Source organism: Alphaproteobacteria bacterium (assembly GCA_033762625.1).
In the GTDB taxonomy this organism is placed as follows: domain Bacteria; phylum Pseudomonadota; class Alphaproteobacteria; order UBA9219; family RGZA01; genus RGZA01.
This window is the reverse complement of sequence record JANRLI010000011.1, coordinates 90,273-114,839: the sequence shown is the minus strand read 5'-3', so window position 1 is coordinate 114,839 and position 24,567 is coordinate 90,273. Positions and strand designations below refer to the sequence as shown.

The following is a 24,567-nucleotide window of genomic DNA, read 5'->3' as shown; positions in this document are numbered from 1 at the left end:
TTTATTTTACGACGTTTAATTAAACCTACTTAACTCACTTAACTTGCCAATTTGGCCTTTACCTCATCAGCGACATTCTGCGGAACCCGATCATAATGATGGAACTCCATCGAATAACTTGCACGGCCCTGCGACATGGAGCGCAAGGTGTTCACATAACCGAACATGGATGCGAGCGGCACGGATGCTTCGATCACACGCGCATTACCACGTTGATCCATACCAAGCACCTGACCACGGCGGCTATTCAAATCGCCAATCACGTCGCCCATGTAATCTTCAGGGGTTACCACTTCAACCTTCATCACTGGCTCCAGCAATACGGGGCCTGCTTTTTGCATACCTTCACGGAATGCAGCTCTGGACGCGATTTCAAATGCAAGCGCCGAAGAGTCCACATCGTGGTATGCGCCATCAACAAGGGTAATCTTGAAATCGATCGCAGGGAAGCCAGCGATAACGCCGGTGTTCTTTGCCGATTCCAGACCCTTTTCAACGCCGGGGATATACTCTTTTGGAACTGCCCCGCCTTTAACATCATTCGAGAATTCAAAACCTGCACCTGGTTCAAGCGGTTCGAATTCCATAATAACGCGGGCAAACTGACCCGAACCACCCGATTGTTTCTTGTGGGTATAATCAACCGTTGCTTTCTTGCTGATGGTTTCGCGATACGCAACTTGCGGTGCGCCAACGGTCGCATCAACCTTGTAGGTACGGCGAAGAATATCGACCTTAATTTCAAGATGAAGTTCGCCCATCCCCTTCAAAACGGTCTGGCCGGTTTCTTGGTCGGAGGTAACGCGGAAAGACGGATCTTCTTGAGCCAAACGAGCAAGAGCAACACCCATTTTTTCTTGGTCGGCCTTGGTCTTTGGTTCAATGGCAACTTCGATAACTGGTTCTGGGAACACCATGCGTTCCAGAATGATCGGCTTTGCTTCATCGCAAAGGGTTTCACCGGTCGTGGTTTCCTTAAGAGCGGTTAAAGCAACAATATCACCCGCATAGGCTTCTTTGATTTCTTCGCGGGTATTTGCGTGCATCAATAGCATACGACCAATACGCTCGCGCTTGTCTTTGATTGTATTGTGAACATATGAACCTGATTCCAGTTTACCTGAATAAACACGGAAGAAGGTCAATGAACCCACGAATGGATCGGTCATAATCTTGAAAGCTAAACCGCTGAATGGTTCATCATCGGAAGCCTTGCGGGTCATTTCTTCACCTGAATCAGGGTGCGTACCCTTCACAGATGGAATATCGAGCGGTGAAGGCAGATAATCAACTACCGCGTCAAGCATTGGCTGAACGCCCTTGTTCTTAAATGCAGAACCGCACAATACTGGTACAAATTTACGGGTGATGGTGCCCCTGCGGATGCAAAGTTTTAAAGTTGCAATATCGGGTTCTTGACCGTTCAGATAGGCTTCCATTGCCTTATCGTCCATTTCAACTGCCATATCCAACATCTTGGCGCGGTATTCAGCAGCCTTTTCTTTGAGATCATCCGGAATTTCGGTTTCAAAAAATTCTGCGCCCAGCGCTTCATCTTTCCAAACGATCGCCTTCATTTTAAGAAGGTCCACGATGCCCTTATGTTCGGCTTCGGTACCGATCGGGAGTTGGGTGACGAGCGGGTTTGCGCCAAGGCGATCAACCATCATGTCAACGGTGCGGAAGAAGTTCGCACCAATACGATCCATCTTGTTGACGAATGCGATGCGTGGAACATTATACTTATCAGCCTGACGCCACACGGTTTCGGATTGCGGTTCAACACCGGCAACCGAGTCATACACAGCAATCGCGCCATCGAGTACACGTAGCGAGCGCTCAACCTCAATGGTGAAGTCAACGTGACCTGGAGTATCGATGATGTTCAAACGGTGACCTTGCCAGAAGCAGGTGGTCGCAGCTGAAGTAATGGTAATACCGCGTTCTTGTTCTTGTTCCATCCAATCCATGGTCGCAGCGCCATCATGCACTTCGCCGATTTTGTGGGATTTTCCGGTGTAATACAAAATACGTTCAGTGGTCGTCGTTTTACCAGCATCGATGTGAGCCATGATGCCGAAGTTGCGGTATTTTTCGAGAGGATACTGACGAGCCATAACGGATTTTCCTAAACCTTAGAACAAAAATAAAATTACCAGCGTTACTTTCTTACCAACGATAATGAGCAAATGCCTTGTTTGCATCTGCCATACGATGGGTGTCTTCACGCTTCTTGATTGCAGCGCCGCGATTGTTAATCGCATCCATGATTTCACCAGCAAGGCGATCAATCATGGTTTTTTCATTGCGTGAGCGAGCAGCGTTAATCATCCAACGCATCGCAAGCGCAAGACCACGATCAGGGCGAACATCCACTGGAACCTGATAGGTCGCACCACCCACACGGCGTGAACGAACTTCAAGGAATGGGCGAACATTGTTGAGCGCTTTATGGAAATTATCGAGTGGAGTGTCGTTTGCGGCTTTGGTTACTTTGTGAACCTTATCAAGCGCACCGTACACGATGCTTTCAGCAACCGACTTTTTACCGGAGATCATCAATACGTTCATGAACTTGCCAAGGACAAGATCTCCGAACTTTGGATCTGGAAGAATTTCGCGTTTTTCTGCTCTATGACGACGTGACATGTTTAATTCCTTTTAAAAATTATTTCGGACGCTTCGCGCCATATTTGGAACGGCGCTGCTTGCGGTCTTTCACGCCTTGGGTATCGAGCGTACCGCGAATGATGTGGTAACGAACACCTGGTAAATCCTTCACACGGCCGCCGCGGATCATTACAACACTGTGTTCTTGAAGGTTATGTTTTTCGCCTGGAATATAGCTAATGACTTCAAAGCCATTGGTGAGGCGTACGCGGGCAACTTTACGAAGCGCGGAGTTTGGCTTCTTTGGCGTGGTTGTATAAACGCGAGTGCATACACCGCGGCGCTGAGGTGATTCTTGCAGAGCAGGAACCTTATCGCGGGTCTTTTTCAATCCGCGCTGTTTGCGGATAAGCTGATTAATTGTTGGCATACGCCGATCCTTTTTTCATACGGCCATTAAAAATGGCCTTGGCCTTTTCAAGTTCTGCCGCAAGAACGTCTTCAAGCAGCAATACACAAAACATAAAACGCCAAAAGCATTCCTGCTTTTAGCTTAGAGGAGAGAAATTGGCACCCGCGTCATTTTAGTCATATATAGCAATGCTAAAACGGCAACTCTGTTACGCGAAACCACTCAAAATACCAACGGCTTCTCTCAAAAATTCAAATACTCAATTCTAAAACTTAGACCTTATAATAAGCCCATCAGCACATGTCTGCTTGCTATAAGCGCCCCCTGTTTTTACCTGATTTTATTGCATTTTTTGAACCGGGAGACCCGTTTAAACCACGCACTATTCAGAAAGCGCGCGGATATTATGTATTTGGCCCACACCCGTCAAGCGCATAATTTAAAGGCTTTTTTAATTTATGCGACCCATGTTCCTAGCGTACTGTTGCGTGCTAAAACCCCAATAATTAAAGGGAAAACTTGCATATCTTAACAGGCTATCCCGTGCCGTCACAGATCAGCGAGCCGCCACCATCAACAATAAATTTTGTTAAAAATGGTTTTGATATCAGGAAGATGCCTGAAATGACTCAAAAATACCAAAACTGACCTTAGCGGGTGCACACCAAGCGCTAAAATTCAACTGCACAGCTTTGCTTAAATCACTTATATCATCAAGGATGATAGAAACAGATTTTTTTCACCTGGCTATTCTTTTTGCACTCGCGGTTGTGGCCGCAACAGTGGATGCGATGGCGGGCGGCGGCGGATTGCTCACCGTGCCGGGATTGATGGCAACCGGGCTTGATCCGGTTACAGCGCTCGCAACCAATAAATTCCAAGGCACATTCGGCGCGCTCAGTTCCACCTATCGGTTCTGGCGTTCCGGAAAGCTAAGTTTAAAAAAATATTTGCCTTCCGCACTCTTTGCATTCGCTGGCGGACTTGCGGGCGCAGCAACGGTAATGGTTGCAAATCCTGATACATTAAAAAGCATCATTCCGTTTTTGCTGATTGCCATCGCGTGTTGGGTATTATTCAGCCCAAAACTGGGAGATGTTGAAGCGCATGCAAAAATTCCCTTCACGCTGTATATCGGTTTTTTTGTACCTTTTATTGGCTTTTATGATGGTTTTTTGGGGCCAGGCGCTGGCAGTTTTTATGCGCTTTCCGGCGTAGCATTACTGGGTTTAAAACTCGATGAAGCAACCGCGCGTGCAAAACTTTATAACCTGATGAGTAATTTTGCGCCGTTGTTATTTTTTCTGGCACAGGGAAAAATTTTCTGGCTATTTGCCAGTGTGATGGCCGTAGGAAATATTATTGGCGGGCAAATTGGTGCGCGGCTGGTCATTCATCATGGCACGGGGCTTATCCGTCCCATACTGGTGATCATGTCATTTGCAATGAGTATAAAATTGCTGTGGCAACAAGGATTGCTACATAAAATTTTACCGGGAATTTTTTAATGGCTGAAACATCCTTTACCGATATCAATCTATGGCATATGGCGTTCCTGCTTATCATGGGGCTTGTCGCAGGCACGATTAATGCAATGGCTGGCGGTGGCGGATTGCTGACTATCCCCAGTTTTATGGCGCTTGGCCTTACGCCGCTGCAGGCGATTGCAACCAACTTCCCCACTGCAATTGCAGCAAATTCCAGCGCTACATTGCGGTTCTGGCAACATGGCGAACTGGATATGAAAACCGAATTTCCACGGGCACTGATAGCGTTTGCTTTTGGAATTCTGGGCGGCACATTGGTGCAGCATATCCCTAATGATTTTTTAAAAATCCTTATCCCCGTTCTGCTGATTTTAATTTGCATATGGCTGGTTACTAATCCGCAAGCAGGTCATGCACCCGGCGCTGCGCGCATCTCCCCTGTCATCTACACCTTCTGCGCATTACCTTTGCTTGGATTATATGATGGTTTTTTCGGCCCGTGTTCCGGCACCTTTTATGCCTTAAGCGCTGTCTCGTTACTGGGCACTACCCTTTCACGCGCAACTGCAAATGCAAAACTTTATAACACCTTTGGCGGACTTGGCGGGTTTGTAAGTTTTTTCGGTAGTTCAAATATTCATTGGACATATGCGGCAATCGTGATGGTTGGCTGCTTTATCGGTTCCTATATCGGCGCATCACTGGTCATTAAACACGGCACCCGATTGGTACGGCTAGCGTTGGTAGTTGTATCGATGTCGATGAGTGTTAAACTGTTGTTTGACCAGCCCTTCTTCCAAAAACTAATTACATGATACGGCTTTTTGTCAGCACAGATTTACATGCAACTTCATCCTTTTCGTTCGATGAAAAGCAAAGCCATTACATTAAACATGTGATGCGCCAGAAGGATGGCGATGTGGTGTTGGTATTCAACGGACGCGATGGGGAATGGCAAGGCACGATTGCCATCACCAAAAAAAATGTGACATTCACTGCGCAAAAGCAAACCCGCAAACAGACAAATGAAGGCCAGTTAACGCTGTTGTTTGCACCAATTAAAAATAATCATGGCAACATGACGGTTGAAAAAGCCGTTGAACTTGGTGCATCGGCGCTATACCCCGTGATCACCGAGCGCACTGTGGTAAGCCGCGTTCCCGTAGATCGCTACGAAGCGATTGCGATTGAAGCTGCCGAACAGTGCGAGCGCTTATCGGTTCCCAAAATCCATGACGCACAAAAACTGGACGTGCTTTTAAAAAGCTGGAATGAACATAAACATATTTTACTATGCGCCGAAGCAGGCGAAGCAACACCCATCGCATCTGCGCTTGCATCCATGAATATGCCAGCGCTTGCCGTTCTGGTTGGGCCCGAAGGTGGCTTCACGGATAAGGAATTTTCCATGCTGCGCGGCCTGCCATTCGTTACGCCTGTAACACTAGGACCACGTATCTTACGTGCTGATACAGCAGCTATTTCGGCCTTAAGCATCATTCAGGCTTTAAAACACTCATAAGGTTTGGGGGGTAGGTGAAATTTTAAACCTTTGCTCTATATAGGGGTTTAGTACTTAATAATACATCCCCTGACCCTTATGGCCGTGAATGTCTGTTCTCCCTACCCAAGCTGCTGAACCCATTGAAAGCATCGACCAACTTGTTGCCTATCACGCATCGGGCGCAAAACCGAAAAACGGTTTGCTGATTGGCACGGAACACGAAAAATTCGTGATTGATAAAAATACACATCAGGTTGTGCCCTATGAAGGCGCAAATGGCATCAAGGCATTGCTGCAAGGTATGACGCGATTTGGTTATGAACCTGTTATGGAAGGTGAAACGCTAATCGGTTTGCAGCGCGGACGGGAAAGCATTTCATTAGAACCCGCAGGTCAATATGAATTATCGGGCGCACCGCTATCCCATTTGCATGAAATGAGCGATGAGCTGGATAAGCACATTGATGAAAGCACGCAAATCGCCGACGAACTTGGCGTGACCTTTATGCCCATTGGTTATCATCCAACCGCAGATGTGAACGAACTGCCATGGATGCCAAAAGGTCGTTATAAAATCATGCGCGAGTATATGCCAAAAGTTGGCACACGCGGTTTGGAAATGATGCAACTGACCTGCACAACACAGGCCAATCTGGATTTCACCAGCGAAGCGGATATGGTGCGTAAAATGCGCGTCAGCCTTGCATTACAACCGGTTGCGGCGGCGTTATTTGCCAATTCGCCATTTGCAAAAGGCAAGCTCGCCGGTCGTTATGGCAACCGTTTCAGCGTTTGGTCGGATGTTGATAATGCGCGCTGTGGTATTCCGCCAGTAGTATACGAAGACGGGTTTAATTTTGAGCGCTATGTGCAATACGCACTCGATGTGCCGATGTATTTTGTGTACCGCGATAGCACCTACATTGACTGTGCAGGTCAATCCTTCCGTGATTTCATGGCAGGAAAATTACCTGCTCTGCCGGGCAAAAAACCGCAGATGTTTGACTACATCAACCACCTTACCACCATGTTTCCTGATGTGCGTCTCAAAACCTACATCGAAATGCGCGGCGCAGATGTTGGCAACGCCGCGATGATTAAAGCACTACCTGCGTTATGGGTTGGCTTGCTTTATGATGATACTGCCTTTAATCAGGCCGAAGCGCTAATCAAAGATTGGAATTTACAGCAAATTAATGAAGCGCGCGCGAATGTTCCAAGCCAAGGCATGGATACCATGATAGGCAAACAAAAGATGTTTGCCGTTGTTAAACAAGTGGTAACGCTTGCCGTGCAGGGGTTACGCCGCCGTGCGCTACGGAACTCCAATGGCGCGGATGAAACGCGTTATCTTGAACCCTTACTGACACTGATTGATATTGAACAAACGGAAGCTGAACGGCTGATAAGCTTGTTTAATAGCGAATGGAATCAGGACATCAATCCTGTATTCACGACAGTAAAATTATAGCCAATTAAACTTTAATCGGCGCCCCTTGATTTTTCTGCAAACGCAGCAAAATCAAAATGGTCGCTACCGTCACACCGTAGAACAGCAACTGCATCGCATTAGGCTGCGCGATATAACCTACCAGCGCGGTGAGGAACTGGCCGGGTAAACTGCCTTCTGGTAAAATCGCGCTGCTATCCCACACATTATCGTAAAGCGATGGAAGAATGCCTGCTTGAATGAGCTTGTCTGCGCCTCTGGCTGCCATTCCCGCTGCAATCAACATCAACACAACATTCGTTGCACTGAATAAATGCTTCAACGATAGTTTTAGGAAACCGATATACAGCAACCATCCCGCAAATATACCCGATGCCAGTCCCAATCCCAAGCCGCCCATCACGTTCTGCATATCGCCTGCCGCCGCCATGCCTTGCAGGAACAACACCACTTCGCTGCCTTCGCGTAATACAGCCAGCATCACCACAACCGCAAGCGCCATCAGCGGCTTTTTACCAGCAACTACGGCGGCACCAACCTGCTTCATTTCGCATACCATTTCACGGCCGTGGCGTTGCATCCATATAATATGCCACGATAGCAAACCCACCACTGTAAACATGATGAATGCGTGGAACATCTCCTGACCAAACCCTGAAAAAGCATCGGAAAGCTGCGCAGTAAATAGCGCAACAATAAATGACCCCATAAAACCGGCAAGCACGCCTCCGAAAATCATTTTCAAGCGGTTATCTACGCCTTTGGTGGCAGCCAGAATAACCGACACAATCAGTGCCGCTTCAAGAACTTCACGAAAGACGATAAGTGCGGCAGCAATCATGGTGACCTTAAACTATTTTACGGTGATGATGCCTTTGGCAGTGTCTTCATGGTACTCGCCAAAAAATTTGTAAACACCTGGCTTAAGCGGGCCGACATTTACAACAACTGTACCATTGGCTGGAACAATCTTTTCACGGCGCATATCCTTGCTTTCAAATTCTTCAGGTGTTTCATCCTTGTTCATCACGGTGATGGTAAATTTCTCATTCGCCGGGGCCTCAATATTATTTTGATCAAACAAATGATTTTTGATCGTTAGATTGATATTATGAACGGGCTTGGTTTCTTCTGCTTTCGGCGCTTCAACAGCAAATGCCCTACCTGCGAGAACGATTCCAAAAACCATAATCGCAACTAAAGCTACATAAAATCTGACCCAGTTCTTCATGATGCATCCCTTATTGGTTCAAAACGTATATGGTTTTAATTCTCATTCTCAACTGTGGCAGAAAAGCGTGTCTTTATAACGGCACTTCCCATTCTACTAAAACCATGGCTGGTTATACGCTTCATACTTTATCAGTTGCAAGTGATTATTAAAAGCATGCTCTTATGTATAACTCTTTGTTTTCATTTCGTTAACTATATAATTTAACATATTGATTTTAAACAGTAAAACTTAAATGCGCCAGATTTCTTAATATAAAATTAGGCAGAATTACATAAAATTGTTTCAATACTTTCTTAAACCGTAAGCTAAGATATTGTATGTCTTTTCAATATGTTGAGATTTCAACATTACGCCTATTACCGGATGGGGACGCCGCATGAGCACCCTTCCACAATGGCGCATGTACAGACATAACGAACCGCGCGAAGTTCCGCCGGCTTATGTTCCACCGCCGCCGCCACCTGAAGAACAACCCAATTTGCTTCAGCGCGTATGGAATGGAACACGCGATTTTATCCAAAGCATTCCCGGACGAATTCGCAGCGCCGCCGAATGGATCGGTGAACGGTTTAATGAACTAAGACAATTTTTTTCTCCTAAACCCGGCGTCAATCTCAACGGCGTTGATAAACGCCTTATCCATGTTGCATGTGCAATTGGTATTGGTTCACACACAAATTGCGTTTGCACCGATGCGCAGCGATCACGAAATGCCGGTTATGGCGCAGCTAATTCTGAACACCACCGTGGTAATGCGATGGATTTGCGTTTAACCTCTGTTCCAGGGCGAACCGATAAAGAAAAAGAACAATTCGTTGCCGACGTTGCAACCGTGCTGGGATATGGCGGGCGCCGCGAACAAGACCGTATTTATGCCAGCGTGCATGGCGGTACAGGTCCGCATTTGCACTTCCAGTTTGGATCAAACAATATTGCGCATCTTAATCCCGTTCCCAGCACGCGTGGCGGGCAGGCTGATTTAATCGCGGCGCAGCAACGCATTTCACGGCTTGTTGGCCCCGAAGGCCTGCAGCGCATTATGAATACAAGAGCGCCCGATGACGTGCAGCATAATGGCGTACCGCTTGCCAATAGTTATTCGGGATATCGCCAAGAACCAAGACCAACCACCCCGACACTGGTTTATTCGAATGGGCCGCGTCCGCAACCACAGCTGACACATGAAGCGCCGCGCCCCGTCCTGCAACCGCGCCAACAGGCCGAACCGCAATGGATGATGCGCCGTCATAACGCATAACTTTTAGATGAAGACACATGGCCCATCATCATAACGAATACAGCGGATTAAAACCACCACGCGCACCGCTTGGTGTACGCCATCGTGATGACATGACATCCCCCGCCAGTTTGAATATGATTATGCCTTTGCCGCGCGGAACTTACCGCATCGGCAGCGGATTTGGCATGCGCCATTTGGATGGTCATTCACATTTTCATCGCGGACAGGATATTGGCGTTCCAGTGGGTACGCCCATCTTGGCGCCGCAAGATGGCGTGATTAGCGATGTACTTGCCCATGCCGGTGATGCCGGTAATTTTTTGAAAATGCGCGGGCAAACCCACGGGTTTGGTTTTATGCATTTGGCAAGCTTTGCGCCAGGCATTCGTAACGGCGCTCGCGTGAGACAAGGGCAGATTATCGGCTATGTAGGAATGACAGGCTATACCAAAGGCCCGCATTTGCACTATGAGGTGTATTCACTGGCTAATGGCCAACATCTCGATCCACGGCCAATTGCGCTTACAAACGCCAGAACCGTAACCCTTGCCGATGCACGGTTAATTACACAGGGCCAGACAACCACCGCCGCCATTTTTTCAACGAGCACAACGGCGCAGATAAATCCGCAAACAACCGTAACGAGAACCAGCACGGTCTGGCAGATGCACAGACACGCCAACGCTTAAGCGTCGATATTAGTCGCCGTGAGTGCGTTTTGTACGATGAAGTCTTTGCGCGGTTCTACCACATCGCCCATCAGGGTCGAGAAGATGCCATCCGCTTCATCCGCATGATGCACGCGCACTTGTAACAGCGTACGTACTTCGGGGTTTAGTGTTGTTTCCCAGAGTTGTTCGGGATTCATTTCGCCAAGACCTTTATAGCGCTGAATGGCCATGCCGGAACGCGCTTCGGCAAATACATGCTCAACTAAACCTAATGGACCGGTGATCTGATTTTTGTCTTTGCCCTTTACCAGAAGGGTTGCCGGTTTTTCCAAATGCTTGCGCAGCTCGGTTGTTGCAGTATCCAGCTTGCGTGCATCGCCACTGCCTAGCATATCGTTATCAAGTACATAGGCATGTTTGATGCCGCGCTTGTTGCGCGTTACCACAACGCCGGATGGATTAGCTTCTGCTGCCCAACTGGTTTCTTTATCGGCCAGAATTTCCTTTAGGCGCGCATTCAAGACTACAACAGCGGCTTCGCGTTTTTTGACATCGCCAAATACACCCGACATCGCTGCCTGTTCAATCACACCTGCATGGTTGATCTTGCGGTTGAGATTTTCAATGGCGCCTCTGGCAGTCAACGCTTCGTTGAACAGCTTTTTCCAAGCATCGCCTTGAAGCAATGTGCCACCCGCCAGACGTAGCGCTGAATCTTCGGTACCAATATCAGACAAATACGCTTCAAGCGCATCGTCGTTCTTCAAATAGCGCTCTTTGGCTGAGCCACGCTTAACACGATAAAGCGGCGGCTGCGCAATATAGAGATAACCGTTTTCAATCAGCTGCGGCATTTGACGGAAGAAGAAGGTCAATAACAATGTGCGGATATGGCTTCCGTCAACGTCAGCATCGGTCATGATGATGATTTTGTGATAGCGGGCCTTGGTCGCATCAAACTCTTCGCGGCCGATGCTGGTTCCCAGCGCAGAAATCAGCGTACCGATTTCAGCCGAACCAAGCATTTTATCAAAACGTGCACGTTCGACGTTCAAAATCTTCCCGCGCAACGGCAAAATCGCCTGGTTCTTGCGGTTGCGGCCTTGTTTGGCGGAGCCGCCGGCGCTGTCGCCTTCGACGATGAACAATTCTGAAAGCGCCGGGTCGCGTTCCTGACAATCGGCCAACTTGCCCGGCAAGCTGGAGATATCAAGCGCATTTTTGCGGCGTGTTAAATCGCGTGCCTTACGCGCAGCTTCACGCGCCATGGCGGCTTCAATAATCTTGCTCATCACGCGCTTGGCATCAGCGGGGCGTTCTTCAAGCCATTGCTGCAATGCCTCACCCACTACTTGTTCAACCACCGGGCGAACCTCAGATGAGACCAGTTTATCTTTGGTTTGCGAGGAAAATTTAGGATCAGGAACCTTCACCGACAAAATGCATGACAATCCTTCGCGCGCATCATCACCGGAAATACTTACCTTTTCCTTCTTAGTCGTACCGGAGCTTTCGGCATATTTATCAATCGCGCGGGTTAGTGCTGCGCGGAAACCGGTTAAATGCGTACCGCCATCACGCTGTGGAATATTGTTGGTAAAGCACAGCACGTTTTCGTGATAACTATCATTCCACTGCATCGCCACTTCAACGGTAATGCCGTCTTTTTCCTTGGTCACTGCGATGGGCGGCTTATGAATGGCTTCCTTGTTGCGATCGATATACTCAACGAATGCGCCAAGGCCGCCGGTATATTGCAAATCAATAACTTTCGGCTCCGCACCCCGTTTATCAGTCAGCACCACATGCACGCCGGAATTGAGGAATGCCAATTCGCGCAGACGGTGTTCCAAAGTTGGTAAATCGAATTCGGTTTGCGTGAAGGTTTGCTTGGATGGCATAAAGGTCACTTGTGTGCCCGTTTGCGTGGTCTTGCCTCTTTGGCTAAGCGCTTCAACGCGCTCGCCGTGCTGGAAGCGCATACCCCATTCAAACCCTTGGCGCCAAATGGTCAACTCCAGCCATTCGGAAAGCGCATTCACAACCGACACGCCCACGCCGTGCAAGCCGCCGGAAACTTTATATGAATTCTGATTGAACTTACCGCCCGCGTGCAACTGGGTCATTACGACTTCCGCAGCAGACACGCCTTCTTCTTCATGAATATCAACGGGAATACCGCGGCCATTATCGCGCACCGTTACGGAACCATCGGCATTCAGCATCACGTCAACTTGCGTACAAAACCCTGCGAGAGTCTCGTCAATGGCGTTATCGACCACTTCATACACCATGTGGTGCAGACCCGAACCATCATCGGTATCGCCAATATACATGCCGGGGCGTTTACGAACCGCATCAAGTCCTTTCAGCACGGTGATGGATTGCGCACCATAATCGGTTTGCTCTTCCCCTTGCTTTGCCGGGGTTTTGTCTAAATCTACTGGTGTCGCCACGTTTGCTTTCGCCATTTCTTTTTTCCAAACATATAAAAAATATCGTCCTTCTTTACAAAGAACGACACTGTTCTTAACGCCTTACTGTTCTAATTGTTGATCAGGCTTTTTGCTTTTTTGATGCAAGCGGCATGATCAGGCACAAAATTTTGCGCCACCCACCATGCTTCGACTTGATGCAAAATTTCACCAATGCGCGGACCCGGTGGAAGGCCCATCACCAGCAAATCTTCCCCTTTTAAAGGGAAGGTTTTTGGCTGCCAGTTTTCTAGCATGTCACGCGCCGATTCCCAATTAAATTGCGCACCTTTGGCCATGTTTAAAACTAAAAATTCTTCAGTTAAATCAAGGCCATAGCGGTATAGCGCAAAAGACAGAGTAGGAAGGTCGGTTTCCCCGCCTTGGAATAACGGATTTTTCAAAAAGAGACCCAGTTTCTGGGTCTCTTGCCCCGACAGCGCAAAGCGTTCCTTTAATCCATCCGCTTCAATTTTTTGGCCATCCAGCACCGCCGCCAAACGCAAAAGCGGATTGGCCTCCTTCCCAACCAGACGCACATGCTCATAGGAAATGAGATTGCATAATGTTTTCAAATTCGTGCCTTCAGGAAAAAATGCATCAACCACATTGTGCTTCAGCATCAACATCCAGCTATCGGATGGATTAGGCGCAGATAACAGTTTTTTGATTTCTTTCCACACACGTTCGCGCGACAGGTTTTTTAAAGTGCTCGCCGCAGCTTCAATCGCCTGCATAGTCGCGGCGTCTGGCGCTTCCTTACCAAGCCATGCGTAAAAACGGAAGTAACGCAGCAACCGCAGCGCATCTTCTTTCATGCGCGCAGCAGCATCACCCACAAATTTTACGCGACCCGCTTTGGCATCTTCAATACCGCCAAAATAATCATAAAGTTTTCCCGTAGCATCACGCGACAGCGCATTCATGGTAAAATCGCGCCGCGCTGCATCTTCTTTCCAGTCATCGGTATATTGCACAACCGCATGACGGCCATCGGTTTGAATATCCCGCCGCAATGTGGTGATTTCGAACCCCTTGCCCTCTAGCACTGCGGTCACAGTTCCAAACGCGATGCCGGTTGGCACAACCTTAACACCTGCCGCTTCCAGCACGCTGGTAACCGCCTGGGGTTGGGCGGTTGTTGCCAAATCAACCTCACCTACCGGAATGCCTAATAATGCATCTCTAACCGCGCCGCCAACGAAACGAGTTTCGTATCCGGCCTTTTTGAGCAGTTCAATAAGCTTCAGGGCATGGTGTTCAGATGTGCTCATAACATAAAATCGCTAGGAAAGGCTGGAATTCGACGATTAGGGACTTTTCACTCTCTACAACATTCTTTAGTTTAACGCCATCCACGTATCACGTTCTAATTTCTTTGCTGGAGAACTCAATGAAAGATCAATCTGTGAAAACCCAAATCAAAAAAACCACCGCACTCGTTATGCTATCAGCGCTCGCACTCAGCTTATCAGCTTGCGCCGATCTTACTCACAACAATACCGACAAGGTTAGCGTATATTTCGAAACAGGCAAACACAACCTGTCCGAACAGTCCAAGACAACCTTGAACGCCTTTGCAAAATCGCTGAGCGATGAAAAGATCGCCGGTGCAACCGTTACCGGTTTTGCCGACCGCCGCGGTAGCGACAGAGCAAACGAAGCATTGTCCGCACGCCGTGCAAACACTGTTGCACGATATCTTTCAGCTCAAGGCGTGACTTCGGTCCGCACTGCGCTTGTAACGGCTGCGGGTGAAAGCCAACCATCCACCGATTGCGCTGAAGGCGTAAAAGGCAGCGCAGCTTCTGCATGCCTAAGCCCTGATCGCCGTGTGGATGTTGCCGTTGATACCGTTCCATTGATGATCGAAAGCGGTTCAAACACAGCACGCAACCATTCAACCCTTCAAGACCGCCACAAATGGCAGTTGAACAAGTAAGAGCTGAATAACGCTTACGAAAAAGGCGGCTCGGGATTATCCCAGCCGCCTTTTTTTTGTATCTGCATTTTAGAAAATGATTGGTGCAGAAAGCTTCCTTTATAATTTAAAATTAGATGCATGTATCTTAGCTATAGGCTCAAAGTGTTTATTAAACCAAACCCACTTTGAAAGTTTGTTCCAATCTTCATTCTTCTCAAAATTTTCAATATTAGATTTGATTACATCATTTGCATTATCTAACCATATTTTTAAGCGTAGCGGAAAGCCTTCTCCTGGCTCACCACCACCAGCTAAAACCATCGAAGAAAAATAGTTAAGATGCGTAATGCCGTCGTTATCTTTCGATAATATTAGACTTCGCGACTCTGTTAGTACCCTTGAATAAAGCTTACGAGAGAATGCTATACGCGGATATAAGGCAACTTTTGACTCCAACTTATAGGCCTCAACCATGGCCTTACCCATTACAACAGCATCAGCGTGATAAAGTTGGCCAATAGTGGCGCCTCCACGGATAAGCAATCCTAGGTTCATAGCAGCCGCTGCTAAAGCGCCGACTAGTCTTTGAATCATAAACAAAGTTATCTCAATAAAATTTTCTCCTCCCAATATTTGCAGCTTTTCAATCGGATAACTCATAACAATATGATCCGAGAAGGTAGTAACCGTAGGGCGCATTTCAATTGAGTGGCCATCACTTCTTTCGGTCTTAATCAATTTAAATTCAGAACGCAGGTTAGCTAAATCGTGCAATAATTTTATTATTTGCTTAGCTTTCTTATCATCCCATTCTACGGTTGCCTCAGCAAAGCCTAGGAAATCAATGTAGATGATTAGATGTTCTTCCATGACGGCGGGTTTTCTTGCTTATGGGTAAAAAGCGAAGAGCTTAAAGCTCACATCGAACTGGTGCCCCGGGAGGGACTTGAACCCCCACACCCTTGCAAGTAGTAGATTTTGAGTCTACCGCGTCTACCGATTCCACCACCGGGGCATCCGGCGCTTAGCTGCTTTACTTAAAGCGCATAAGCATAAGTGAGGGCAAGGGATTACGGCCTTACCCAATCTTTTTCAAGCATAAAAAGTGCGGCTTACTTAAGCGACTTTAAATACGCAATTAAGTCAGCGCGATCTTGGGTTTTTGAAATACCCGCAAATGCCATTTTATTGCCAGGCGCATAGGCTTTGGGGCTAAAGAGCCACTTGTTCAGTTCGGCTTCCGACCACTTACCCTTAAGGTTCTTTAAGGCTTCGGAATAGGCAAAGCCTTCATGGGCTGCCTGTTGATGACCTACTAAGCCGAACAAACCAGGGCCCACGCGGTTTGGACCACCCTTGTCAAAGCTATGGCACGCTGCGCACGCGCGTGAGAGTTTTTGTCCGTTCTCCACACTCGCTGTTGCCAACAAGCCGTCAATCGGCTCTGCTTCTTTTGGTTTTTCGGCGGCGGCTTCGCCTGAACCGCTATGCTCGGCAACTGCGACGGCGTAACCCTTTTCTTTGGGTTCGTGGCCTTCAACCAGCTTACGGGAGATAAAACCAGACAGGCTTGCAATCAGTACAGCCATTAAAAGTCCGGCGAAAAGTTTGTTGAAATCGAAGCCTTTATGCATGGAGTGTCCGTAAGCTGAATATTCGTAAGATTTTGTACGCGCCTTATGTTGCGTGAGGTGCCAATGGTATAGGAAAAACAATGTGCTTTGTCATGCGTTCTATTGCCGCAAGCAGCGTGGTTTTTGAATACTGTGGCTGTTCTGCTTGACCATAACTTAAATCTAAGGCAAATCAATAGGTTATGACAAACGCGCCGAAAAACCTTTCGAATCCTATTCTGTTGATACCTGCGCGGATGCAGGCTGCACGTCTGCCGGGTAAACCGCTTGCCGATATTGCGGGCACGCCCATGATTGTCCATGTATGGAAACGCGCCAGCGAAGCAAAGCTTGGCCGCGTGGTGGTTGCAGCGGCAGAAAAGGAAATTGTTGATGCGATTAACGCAGCAGGCGGGGAAGCAGTACTTACCAATGCAAATCTACCTACGGGTTCCGATCGAATTTATGAGGCGCTGACGAAATTGGACCCTGAAGGCAAGCACGATGCGGTAATCAATGTGCAGGGCGATGTGCCAACATTGGAATCTAAGTACATTCGCACGGCTTATGAAACGCTGCAGAAATCTGATGCTGATATTGCAACGCTGATTACGCCGATTACCAGCGAAGCGGATATACACGCATCGCAAGTTGTAAAAGCGGTTGTCGAATTACCGGAAGGCGTGCAAACAGGCCGCGCCCATTATTTCACGCGCGTTGCAGCACCTTCGGGGGCTGGCCCTTATTATTGTCATGTGGGATTATATGCGTATCGCCGCAGCGCGCTGGAACGCTTTGTAAAAAGCCCGCGCAGCACATTGGAAAAACGCGAAGGACTTGAACAGTTACGGGCACTGGCAATCGGGTTGCGCATTGATGCAACCATTATCGATACCTTGCCGCTTGGCGTTGATACGCCGCAGGATTTGGAAAAAGCACGCGAAGTATTAGGTGGAAGAAAATGAACAAGAAAATAATCGCATTTCAGGGTCGTCCCGGTGCTTATTCCGATTTGGCATGCCACGCGGTATTTCCCGATTGGCAAACCCTTCCCTGCAATTCGTTTGAAGATGCGTTCGCGGCAGTGCACGAAGCCAAGGCAACCTATTTCATGATGCCATTTGAAAATTCAACCGCTGGGCGCGTTGCGGATATTCATCACATTCTTCCCAATGGCGGCTTGCATATTATTGCCGAGCACTATCAACCGGTGGAACACCACTTGCTGGGCCTGCCCGGTGCAACGCTTGGCGATATCAAATTTGCGCATAGCCACATTCAGGCATTAAGCCAATGCAAGAATTTCCTGCGCAGCCACGCGATAAAACCGGTAATGAAAGAAGATACAGCAGGTTCAGCGGCGGATTTGAAACCCTTGAATGATCCAAGCATCGCCGCGATTGCATCAAGTCTTGCTGGAAAGATTTATGGCTTACAAAGCCTCGCTGGAAATATTAATGATCAGGTGGGAAACACAACGCGCTTTCTGGTGATGGCGCGCGAAGCGGTCGTTCCGGAGGTTGGCAAAAGCGAATGCATTACATCATTCGTATTCCGTTTGCGCTCAGTTCCTGCCGCGCTGTACAAAGCACTTGGCGGTTTTGCATCAAACGGGGTGAACATCACCAAAATCGAAAGCTACATGGTCGATAATAAATTCACCGCGGCGCAATTCTATGCCGATGTGGAAGGCCATAAAGACGATAAACAATTGAAGCTGGCATTTGAAGAATTAAACTTCTTCGCGGAAGAGATAAAAATCCTTGGTGTTTATCCGGCGCATCCATTTCGTAAATCTTAGGCCGCAAGACTTAAAATCATTTAGTCTTATGCCATTTGTCAAAACTTCTGGCACCCGCATACCCCAGATAACCCATCGCAAACAAATTATATAAATCCTGCGGCAAGGCACGCAGCAAGGCGTTGATATTGGCTGCTGCCTGCGTGGTTGCTGCGGGATACCAGATGCCAATAATCCCGCCAACAAAGCATAATACAATCACGCCATACATCACATAAAGAAAGCTAGGGCGCGCGCGGCTTGTCCATTTATCACTACTGCCGCCTTCAACCAATATGGCAGAAAGGCTTGCCTGCATTTCGTTTAACACCTGCTGGTTTTCTGACTTCATCAGTTCCAGTTTGGCGGCGGCGCGCGTTGTTTCATCCGGAATAATCCGGTCAATTAGCTTGGAAATAAACGGAAATATAATTTCAAACATCTGCATCTTCCTTATTCCATAACGCCGCTTCATCCTTTCGGCGCGTGATCAGCCCTGGCAATTCCACACCGCGTGACATCGTCCAACGCATTAATTGTGCTGGCACTTGTTCATACCAACCGCGATTGAGTAAATTGAGAAGAGTGGAGCGTAAAAATGCCTCCACCCCGATATTAAACGCAAAGCATACCAATGCTGAAAACTGGTTTGATGTAAGCGGAATAAGCACAGAATGATTAATGCAGCGCTCAAACCGCGCAACATCCTTTTGTAGCAAGCGTTCCGCTTCCTCGATGGTAATTTGTTGCAACGGCTTTACGTCGCCCGTATGCCCATACCCAATCGTCAAAACACCGCCAGGACACAAATAAGCCTGAAGCTTTAGCCCCTCATGTGCTTTAAGCAATGCAAATCCGGCATCGTTCATCGTGCGCATCATTATTTCTTCCGGATAAATGCATCAACGCGCTGCAATAATTCCAATTGCATATCACTGTGCGCTTCAAGCCGTGTCAGGCGCTCAAGGATATGGTCCTGTTTTTCTATATCTTTGTTATGGCGCATCTCCAATTCATGCAACCGTACATCGCGAAAATTATCCTGCGCCTGGGTAAAGGATGCCCACCATACCACCCCGCCCAATTGCAACAGCACTGTGAACATAAGCGCCAGCGGAACACGTTTATCAATTGAAAAGCGCCTTGGTGTCATATCACTCACCTTTAAGTCAGCGTTACGGTTTTCCATGCGCCGTTGTAGATGCATAGTTTGTTGTTTGTTGTGTCGTAAACCATCGGGACGCGCCCTGTGTAAGATGTTGGAACACCCGTAGGCGCACCCGCACAGGTGGGGATATAAACAAAACCATTCGTTGCGCTGGTTGAAATAGCTGCGGTTCCGAAAATTACATTCGCCGAGCTGTCCAGCTTCATTACTTGTGTCAGCGTTCCAGAAATACCGGTATAAAATACCATCGAACCGGTTTTCACGCTGTGGCTTTCATTCACGCCATCAATTTGCGCAACCGCTTGCCCACTGGTATTTTCAAACTGTAATACACTGGCATTATTCGTAGTGGCCGAAAGATTTCGGATTTTGACAGTCGGGTCGGTGTTTGGCGTTGCAACTGCGGCTGAGTTATTCGAAAAACGGAATGGCGAATTTCCCTTGGTCAAAAATACTAATGCCTGATTGGTATCCGGCGATGTAACTTGCAATTGCGGAGCCGTACCCGTCGTGCCACCCACCAGTTTCAGTCCTGCATTTTGTGAAACTGTAGAATCATCGATCTGCAATACGGGATTAGTGGCGCCATTAGGGCCAACAATCAAAGCTGTGGAACTATTCGAGGTAATGGTATGATTGGATGTCGCCAAAACTCCTGCAACATTGGTATTGCCAGATGCATCCACCGACATACGTTGCACTCCGCCCGTCGCAATAGCGACCTGATTTGCACCCGGGCTGTAAATGCCGGTATCACTATCCCCGATAAAACTATAGGACGGTGCAGCAGCTGAACCTAATGGCACAACACCCTTATACACATTCCACGTGCTACCATCGAACAGATAGAACACAGCTTCAGCTTGCACATAGGCAAACCAGCCGGTTTTTGGTGTTTTTATGCGCCATCCTGAATAATACGATGCAATCGCATTGGCATTCCCAGCCCACACACCTGTCGGGCTTGCGGCAATGATATAACTATCCCCATCAGCAGGCGTAGCGGGCGGCGTAGCGGTTGTTTTATTGATAACCGATATCTGGGCCAAACTATCCATATCGTTCAGCGCATCATTATGTGAAATTTCCTTTTGCGCTTGTCCTGCGATTAGATAAGGCATGTTCAGGCGCGGTGTGTTGGCCATGGGGTTCTCCGTTTATATGTTAAACTGTGGCAATTGCTGGATTGCCGCGTCCAAAACGCGCACTCAGCTGATATATGTTGATGGTGACGGTGCTTTGCGCCGCACCAAAATCGGCAATCTGCTGCGCGGCTGTATAAGTTAGCATCGGGCTTGGCTGGTTTAGAAAGCTTCTAACCACAGTGCTGCCATTCATAATTTCAACATCATATAACTCGCTTGTCTCATCAAGCGGTACGTCGATTAAATCAATCCATTCGCTATTGCTGCGGGCGCGGCGTTTCCATGCCAGCGTTATATCCAGGCTACTATTACGGTTTGCCGTCACATGACACGGTGCAAGGGGCTTTAGATTGTTTATCTGCGGTACAAACACAGTGTCTGCCACATCATGCACATCCTGTCCGATGGAAGCAGCGCGGTAATAAAATGTTCGGCCACGATCGCTGCTGTTCAATGGCAAGAAATGCACGGTTGCGGGTTGAAGTAAGACAAAACGCTCCCCCGTAATGTGGGTTGATGTTGCACCTTCACTCCCCTTGCGGCCACGCAGCAAGTTTGAAAGCGTAACAGTGCCATCTGCGTTCAAATTGGCATTCTGAAACTGGATGATTTCATCGCCAAGCAATGCCGCATTACTACCATTAAATAAATCCGCGCTACTGCAACTGGAAAGATTGCCACGAAGTAAGGCAACCGTTACGGTGCTTGCTCTGTCCATATAATGCACTGGGCGCGGCGGTAAGACCGTTGTTGCCAAACCAATGGTTGCAGGCAAACTGAAACTGTCTTGCACCGCGTAATTACTACCATCGGTTGAACGCATCAGACTTGCGCCAGGCCATGCGGCAGAGCCGGACATGGCCACATAAAATCCTGGCTGATCATCTTCAGCCTGAAGCAACCCGGCATCGATCAAACAAAGCGTACTGGAAATCAGCGATAGCATATCGCGGCTTACACCCTTGCCGCCATCCGCAATTGCCGAACTATTCAACACCAAATCGGAAATGGGAACAGCCTGCGTTTTTAAGACCCCGCCCTGCTGATTGATGTGCGTGATGCGCAGCGCCTGCCCTGAAAAGCTAATCACATCACCGGTATCCAACGGCGCGTAATTACGATTGATATACAATTCATGCTCGCTACGTTCTGCCCATCGCCGGTAAAGCTGGCTTTCAGCAATCTGTTTCGCTTTTTGCGCTGGGCACACAACGGGCAGGCGCATGGTTTCAACTGCCATGGCATTACTCGCAATACGGCGTGCACGTTGCGACCCGCGCTGGAAATCAAGCGCGGGGTCAAGGTAATCCACACTTACCTCACGCGGTAAATCCAGTTCCTGCCCGCGCGTTGTCTGTAATGCAGGTGGTTGGTCTTGCTTTTCTGGTGATGCGCGAACTTCGCTTTCCGGCACGGTTATATTAATTGCTGCGCTATATATTTTTGCTTTTAAAATGCCATCCGTTTCAATCAGATCAAAAGGCTGATAGGCTTGCAATGGTTCAAGTGCAGCTCTCGCGGATGAAACATCATCCACCACATATCCCTGTACACTGGAATTGCCAAGCGCGCTGACATCATAATCACTACCCACATATCCTGCGCGCGTTAAAATATCCGCGACGATAGCACTCAGGTTCTGCTCAGCTGCTGCACGCTCAATCAACGCAATGCGGGAAATGATGCCGGAACCCCCTGTTGCCTGCACCACAAACCGCGTCGCATCAACCGGATACAAACTAAAGTTATTTAACGTACCGCTGTAACTTCCCGTTACCAGTGTGCTGGCCGTTGTTAAACTAAATCCCGTCGCTGTTACAGCGATTTCGCCGTACCGATATGAAACCGTGCTAAACGCTTCGTGCAGAAAACAGATGCGTCCATCTCGGATAGAAATTGATAAATCACCGCTTGGCGATATTGCTATGCTTGTCCAGCCACGCGTTACAATCGATGTATTGAAATTGGCAGTAAAGCTAAGCAAACGAATATCAGATGTGCCTAGGCGCGCAAGCACAAATTCATTCGCACTAAGCGGCAATAATGCGCAATTGATCGAACTAAAACCTGCCAACGTGTTACTCAACAGAATTTCACTACCAACCACCAAACCATTATTCTGCCAAGCCAGTGTGCGCGTATAAAGCGATGTCGGCGTGACAGCCACATCACCCATCAAGAAGCAAAGCCCGCCAGATAATTTACAAAATTGCGCAAAAGGCAATGGATAACGGGTTGCACTGCTGCCAACACCCCATACCCCAAAAAATCCCAGCGATACTACCGCTGTGCCGGCCATCGCATACACACGAACGCCGCATTCACCTGAAACCACATCCTGTAACACGAAGCGCTGTTCATCAAGCCATGCGATTTGATTAAGCGCGCTGGAATAGCCAAGATTATCGCTCAAAAGAGTTCCAAAGCTACGCGAGGCAATTTTATAAATCGCAATCGTCGCCGGATTAAAGGCATCTGAATGCTGCATATAAAATGCGATGCTGGTTCCATCCGGGCTTAACGCCCAGCTTACATCCACCATATCGCTGCTGCGGGTAATGCTGGCACTTAAGCTGCGGTTGATTTCAACGGGCACATTGCCTGTCAAATCCATTTCAACCGCAGCGAATTGAAAGGATGTTCCGGTTTGGATAACGCCGCCCATCACCATGCGCGTAATGCTGGAACCTGCGCGCGCAAGCGGAATAGCTGGCATCGCATTATAACTGGCTGCGGTTTGCGGACGCGATAGTAAGGCAGAATTTGTTGCGCCAAGAAAGCGCGGCGCAACGCTGGCATCAGCGGGATAGCATTCAAACGTCATATTCGGCAGTCGGTTGCCAAAATTGGCAAGCTGCAAGCGATGAAACACCGCATACGCAACGCCGCGATACGCGGGTACGTTACCAACACCCAAATACCCTTCCATCAAGGGGGACGGGTTTTGTGTTTCCGTGCCGGTATAAAATTCGGCATCTGCGATGACATTCGCATTCCATCTGCCATCGCTGTAAATAATTTTACTATCTGCCCAAATGGTGCGGATGTTGCCAATGCTGGCACCGGCCATCCCCATACCAATTGCAATTGCGCAATCCACCGAATAGCTGGCGCGCTGCACCGATGCGCTGGTGCTGCCGCCCTTCCCGCCTACCTGATCGCTCGATAATGTTTCAATTAAATCACTTGTCCAAATTACATTTCCTGCAATACGCGCATTGCCATACACCACGGGAATAGATTTGCCATAGGTAGAATCTTGGATTTTCAGATTTTCAAGACGCGGGCCTTTAATATGACTGCTTCCAAATACCGCATTATCGATCTGCCCGCCAACATACGCGCCAATCCCACCCAGCAACGCGCCGCCAATACCCGGCAATAGCGCGTTGCCCAGCGCTGACCCGCCAATCGTTAAAACAAGCGATGCCATTTATAATTCCTCAATATTAGCGGCGCGATATATGCCTGCAATACGCCGTTGCCATGTCTCGCCCAGCCCCGTTTCAACCACACGGCCGATGGGTGCATAGGCATGGACCATTGCATCATGTGAAACGGCCAATCCCACATGTTGCGCTTCGCCATTAAAGCGAAATAGCAATACATCACCCGCAGTAATATCATTCACCTGTTCAAACCCATGCGCAATAAGCGCGGCGTGAAGCCGCTCACCCTCCGGCTCGCGGCCATAATCGGTTTGGTCATTCACGGGTATACCGATTTGCTTTACTGCATGGATGACAAGTCCAATACAATCAAGCCCGATGCCCGCGATGCGCCCTTGGTGATAAAACGGCGTGCCGATACATGCTCTGGCGGCAGTTACCAGTGTTTGCTTGGTATCATTCATGT

General features: G+C 48.4%; 24 protein-coding genes and 1 tRNA gene. 9 read left to right on the top strand and 16 right to left on the bottom strand.

All coding sequences use genetic code 11. From position 1 onward, the window contains the following. Positions 1-38: 38 nt before the first annotated feature. Genes fusA through rpsL form a run of 3 tightly spaced genes read right to left on the bottom strand, consistent with a single transcriptional unit; the run spans position 39 to position 3,040 of the window. Positions 39-2,117: an elongation factor G gene (gene fusA / locus SFW65_06240; GenBank protein MDX1922708.1), complete on the bottom strand. Its 2,079-nt coding sequence runs from the start codon at positions 2,115-2,117 to the stop codon at positions 39-41. A 52-nt stretch (positions 2,118-2,169) separates the two neighbouring features. Next, positions 2,170-2,649 (bottom strand): 30S ribosomal protein S7, encoded by a 480-nt coding sequence (gene rpsG / locus SFW65_06235; GenBank protein ID MDX1922707.1) that lies wholly within the window; start codon positions 2,647-2,649, stop codon positions 2,170-2,172. A 19-nt stretch (positions 2,650-2,668) separates the two neighbouring features. Further along, positions 2,669-3,040, bottom strand: coding sequence for a 30S ribosomal protein S12 (gene rpsL / locus SFW65_06230; GenBank protein MDX1922706.1), 372 nt, complete (start codon positions 3,038-3,040; stop codon positions 2,669-2,671). A gap of 701 nt (positions 3,041-3,741) precedes the next feature. Here rpsL and SFW65_06225 point away from each other — a divergent pair. The 4 genes from SFW65_06225 to SFW65_06210 all read left to right on the top strand — a co-directional run bounded on the left by SFW65_06225 (position 3,742) and on the right by SFW65_06210 (position 7,484). Then, positions 3,742-4,530: a TSUP family transporter gene (locus SFW65_06225; protein ID MDX1922705.1), complete on the top strand. Its 789-nt coding sequence runs from the start codon at positions 3,742-3,744 to the stop codon at positions 4,528-4,530. Then, the gene (locus SFW65_06220; GenBank protein MDX1922704.1) at positions 4,530-5,324 is read left to right on the top strand and encodes a TSUP family transporter; all 795 of its coding nucleotides are present in this window, start codon (positions 4,530-4,532) and stop codon (positions 5,322-5,324) included. Before SFW65_06225 ends, SFW65_06220 begins: the two co-directional genes overlap by 1 nt. After that, positions 5,321-6,031 (top strand): 16S rRNA (uracil(1498)-N(3))-methyltransferase, encoded by a 711-nt coding sequence (locus SFW65_06215; protein MDX1922703.1) that lies wholly within the window; start codon positions 5,321-5,323, stop codon positions 6,029-6,031. The genes SFW65_06220 and SFW65_06215 overlap by 4 nt, the downstream gene beginning before the upstream one ends. A gap of 88 nt (positions 6,032-6,119) precedes the next feature. Next, the gene (locus SFW65_06210; GenBank protein MDX1922702.1) at positions 6,120-7,484 is read left to right on the top strand and encodes a glutamate--cysteine ligase; all 1,365 of its coding nucleotides are present in this window, start codon (positions 6,120-6,122) and stop codon (positions 7,482-7,484) included. A gap of 4 nt (positions 7,485-7,488) precedes the next feature. Here SFW65_06210 and SFW65_06205 read toward each other — a convergent pair whose 3' ends face one another. Together SFW65_06205 and SFW65_06200 are read right to left on the bottom strand one after the other, a co-directional pair. Beyond that, the gene (locus SFW65_06205; GenBank protein MDX1922701.1) at positions 7,489-8,304 is read right to left on the bottom strand and encodes an FTR1 family protein; all 816 of its coding nucleotides are present in this window, start codon (positions 8,302-8,304) and stop codon (positions 7,489-7,491) included. A gap of 12 nt (positions 8,305-8,316) precedes the next feature. Continuing rightward, complete coding sequence (locus SFW65_06200; GenBank protein MDX1922700.1) at positions 8,317-8,652, bottom strand: cupredoxin domain-containing protein; 336 nt, start codon at positions 8,650-8,652, stop codon at positions 8,317-8,319. A gap of 421 nt (positions 8,653-9,073) precedes the next feature. Here SFW65_06200 and SFW65_06195 point away from each other — a divergent pair, with 421 nt between their 5' ends. Both SFW65_06195 and SFW65_06190 read left to right on the top strand, forming a co-directional pair. After that, the gene (locus tag SFW65_06195; GenBank protein MDX1922699.1) at positions 9,074-9,955 is read left to right on the top strand and encodes a hypothetical protein; all 882 of its coding nucleotides are present in this window, start codon (positions 9,074-9,076) and stop codon (positions 9,953-9,955) included. Between the two features lie 17 nt (positions 9,956-9,972). Then, on the top strand, positions 9,973-10,626 hold the full coding sequence (locus SFW65_06190; GenBank protein ID MDX1922698.1) for a M23 family metallopeptidase: 654 nt from the start codon (positions 9,973-9,975) through the stop codon (positions 10,624-10,626). Here the strand turns inward: SFW65_06190 and gyrB are convergent. Together gyrB and SFW65_06180 are read right to left on the bottom strand one after the other, a co-directional pair. Further along, the gene (gene gyrB, locus SFW65_06185; protein ID MDX1922697.1) at positions 10,623-13,079 is read right to left on the bottom strand and encodes a DNA topoisomerase (ATP-hydrolyzing) subunit B; all 2,457 of its coding nucleotides are present in this window, start codon (positions 13,077-13,079) and stop codon (positions 10,623-10,625) included. The genes SFW65_06190 and gyrB overlap by 4 nt on opposite strands. 74 nt (positions 13,080-13,153) lie before the next feature. Then, positions 13,154-14,356 carry a CCA tRNA nucleotidyltransferase gene (locus SFW65_06180; protein MDX1922696.1) on the bottom strand — a complete coding sequence of 401 codons (1,203 nt, stop codon included), beginning with the start codon at positions 14,354-14,356 and terminating at the stop codon, positions 13,154-13,156. A 119-nt stretch (positions 14,357-14,475) separates the two neighbouring features. On the opposite strand from SFW65_06180, the gene SFW65_06175 reads away from it, so the two are divergent. Next, a complete protein-coding gene (locus SFW65_06175) occupies positions 14,476-15,024 on the top strand; it encodes an OmpA family protein (protein MDX1922695.1) in 549 nt (182 codons plus the stop codon). Positions 15,025-15,123: 99 nt separating this feature from the next. Here SFW65_06175 and SFW65_06170 read toward each other — a convergent pair whose 3' ends face one another. The 3 genes from SFW65_06170 to SFW65_06160 all read right to left on the bottom strand — a co-directional run bounded on the left by SFW65_06170 (position 15,124) and on the right by SFW65_06160 (position 16,595). Beyond that, positions 15,124-15,876 (bottom strand): hypothetical protein, encoded by a 753-nt coding sequence (locus SFW65_06170; protein ID MDX1922694.1) that lies wholly within the window; start codon positions 15,874-15,876, stop codon positions 15,124-15,126. 58 nt (positions 15,877-15,934) lie between these two features. Next, positions 15,935-16,021 (bottom strand) — tRNA-Leu (locus SFW65_06165). Positions 16,022-16,118: 97 nt separating this feature from the next. After that, a complete protein-coding gene (locus tag SFW65_06160; protein ID MDX1922693.1) occupies positions 16,119-16,595 on the bottom strand; it encodes a cytochrome c family protein in 477 nt (158 codons plus the stop codon). A gap of 227 nt (positions 16,596-16,822) precedes the next feature. On the opposite strand from SFW65_06160, the gene SFW65_06155 reads away from it, so the two are divergent. Continuing rightward, positions 16,823-17,584, top strand: a complete 762-nt coding sequence (locus tag SFW65_06155) for a 3-deoxy-manno-octulosonate cytidylyltransferase (protein ID MDX1922692.1) — start codon at positions 16,823-16,825, stop codon at positions 17,582-17,584. Beyond that, positions 17,581-18,420 (top strand): prephenate dehydratase, encoded by an 840-nt coding sequence (locus tag SFW65_06150; protein ID MDX1922691.1) that lies wholly within the window; start codon positions 17,581-17,583, stop codon positions 18,418-18,420. The genes SFW65_06155 and SFW65_06150 overlap by 4 nt, the downstream gene beginning before the upstream one ends. A gap of 16 nt (positions 18,421-18,436) precedes the next feature. Here SFW65_06150 and SFW65_06145 read toward each other — a convergent pair whose 3' ends face one another. Genes SFW65_06145 through SFW65_06120 form a run of 6 tightly spaced genes read right to left on the bottom strand, consistent with a single transcriptional unit; the run spans position 18,437 to position 24,565 of the window. Then, on the bottom strand, positions 18,437-18,841 hold the full coding sequence (locus tag SFW65_06145) for a 3TM-type holin (GenBank protein ID MDX1922690.1): 405 nt from the start codon (positions 18,839-18,841) through the stop codon (positions 18,437-18,439). Beyond that, the gene (locus SFW65_06140) at positions 18,834-19,280 is read right to left on the bottom strand and encodes a lysozyme (GenBank protein ID MDX1922689.1); all 447 of its coding nucleotides are present in this window, start codon (positions 19,278-19,280) and stop codon (positions 18,834-18,836) included. The genes SFW65_06145 and SFW65_06140 overlap by 8 nt, the downstream gene beginning before the upstream one ends. Continuing rightward, positions 19,280-19,552, bottom strand: a complete 273-nt coding sequence (locus SFW65_06135; protein ID MDX1922688.1) for a hypothetical protein — start codon at positions 19,550-19,552, stop codon at positions 19,280-19,282. The genes SFW65_06140 and SFW65_06135 overlap by 1 nt, the downstream gene beginning before the upstream one ends. Before the next feature lie 11 nt (positions 19,553-19,563). After that, positions 19,564-20,712, bottom strand: coding sequence for a DUF2793 domain-containing protein (locus SFW65_06130; protein ID MDX1922687.1), 1,149 nt, complete (start codon positions 20,710-20,712; stop codon positions 19,564-19,566). Positions 20,713-20,731: 19 nt separating this feature from the next. Continuing rightward, positions 20,732-24,145, bottom strand: coding sequence for a phage tail protein (locus tag SFW65_06125; protein MDX1922686.1), 3,414 nt, complete (start codon positions 24,143-24,145; stop codon positions 20,732-20,734). Further along, a complete protein-coding gene (locus SFW65_06120; GenBank protein MDX1922685.1) occupies positions 24,146-24,565 on the bottom strand; it encodes an NlpC/P60 family protein in 420 nt (139 codons plus the stop codon). Positions 24,566-24,567 lie beyond the last annotated feature (2 nt).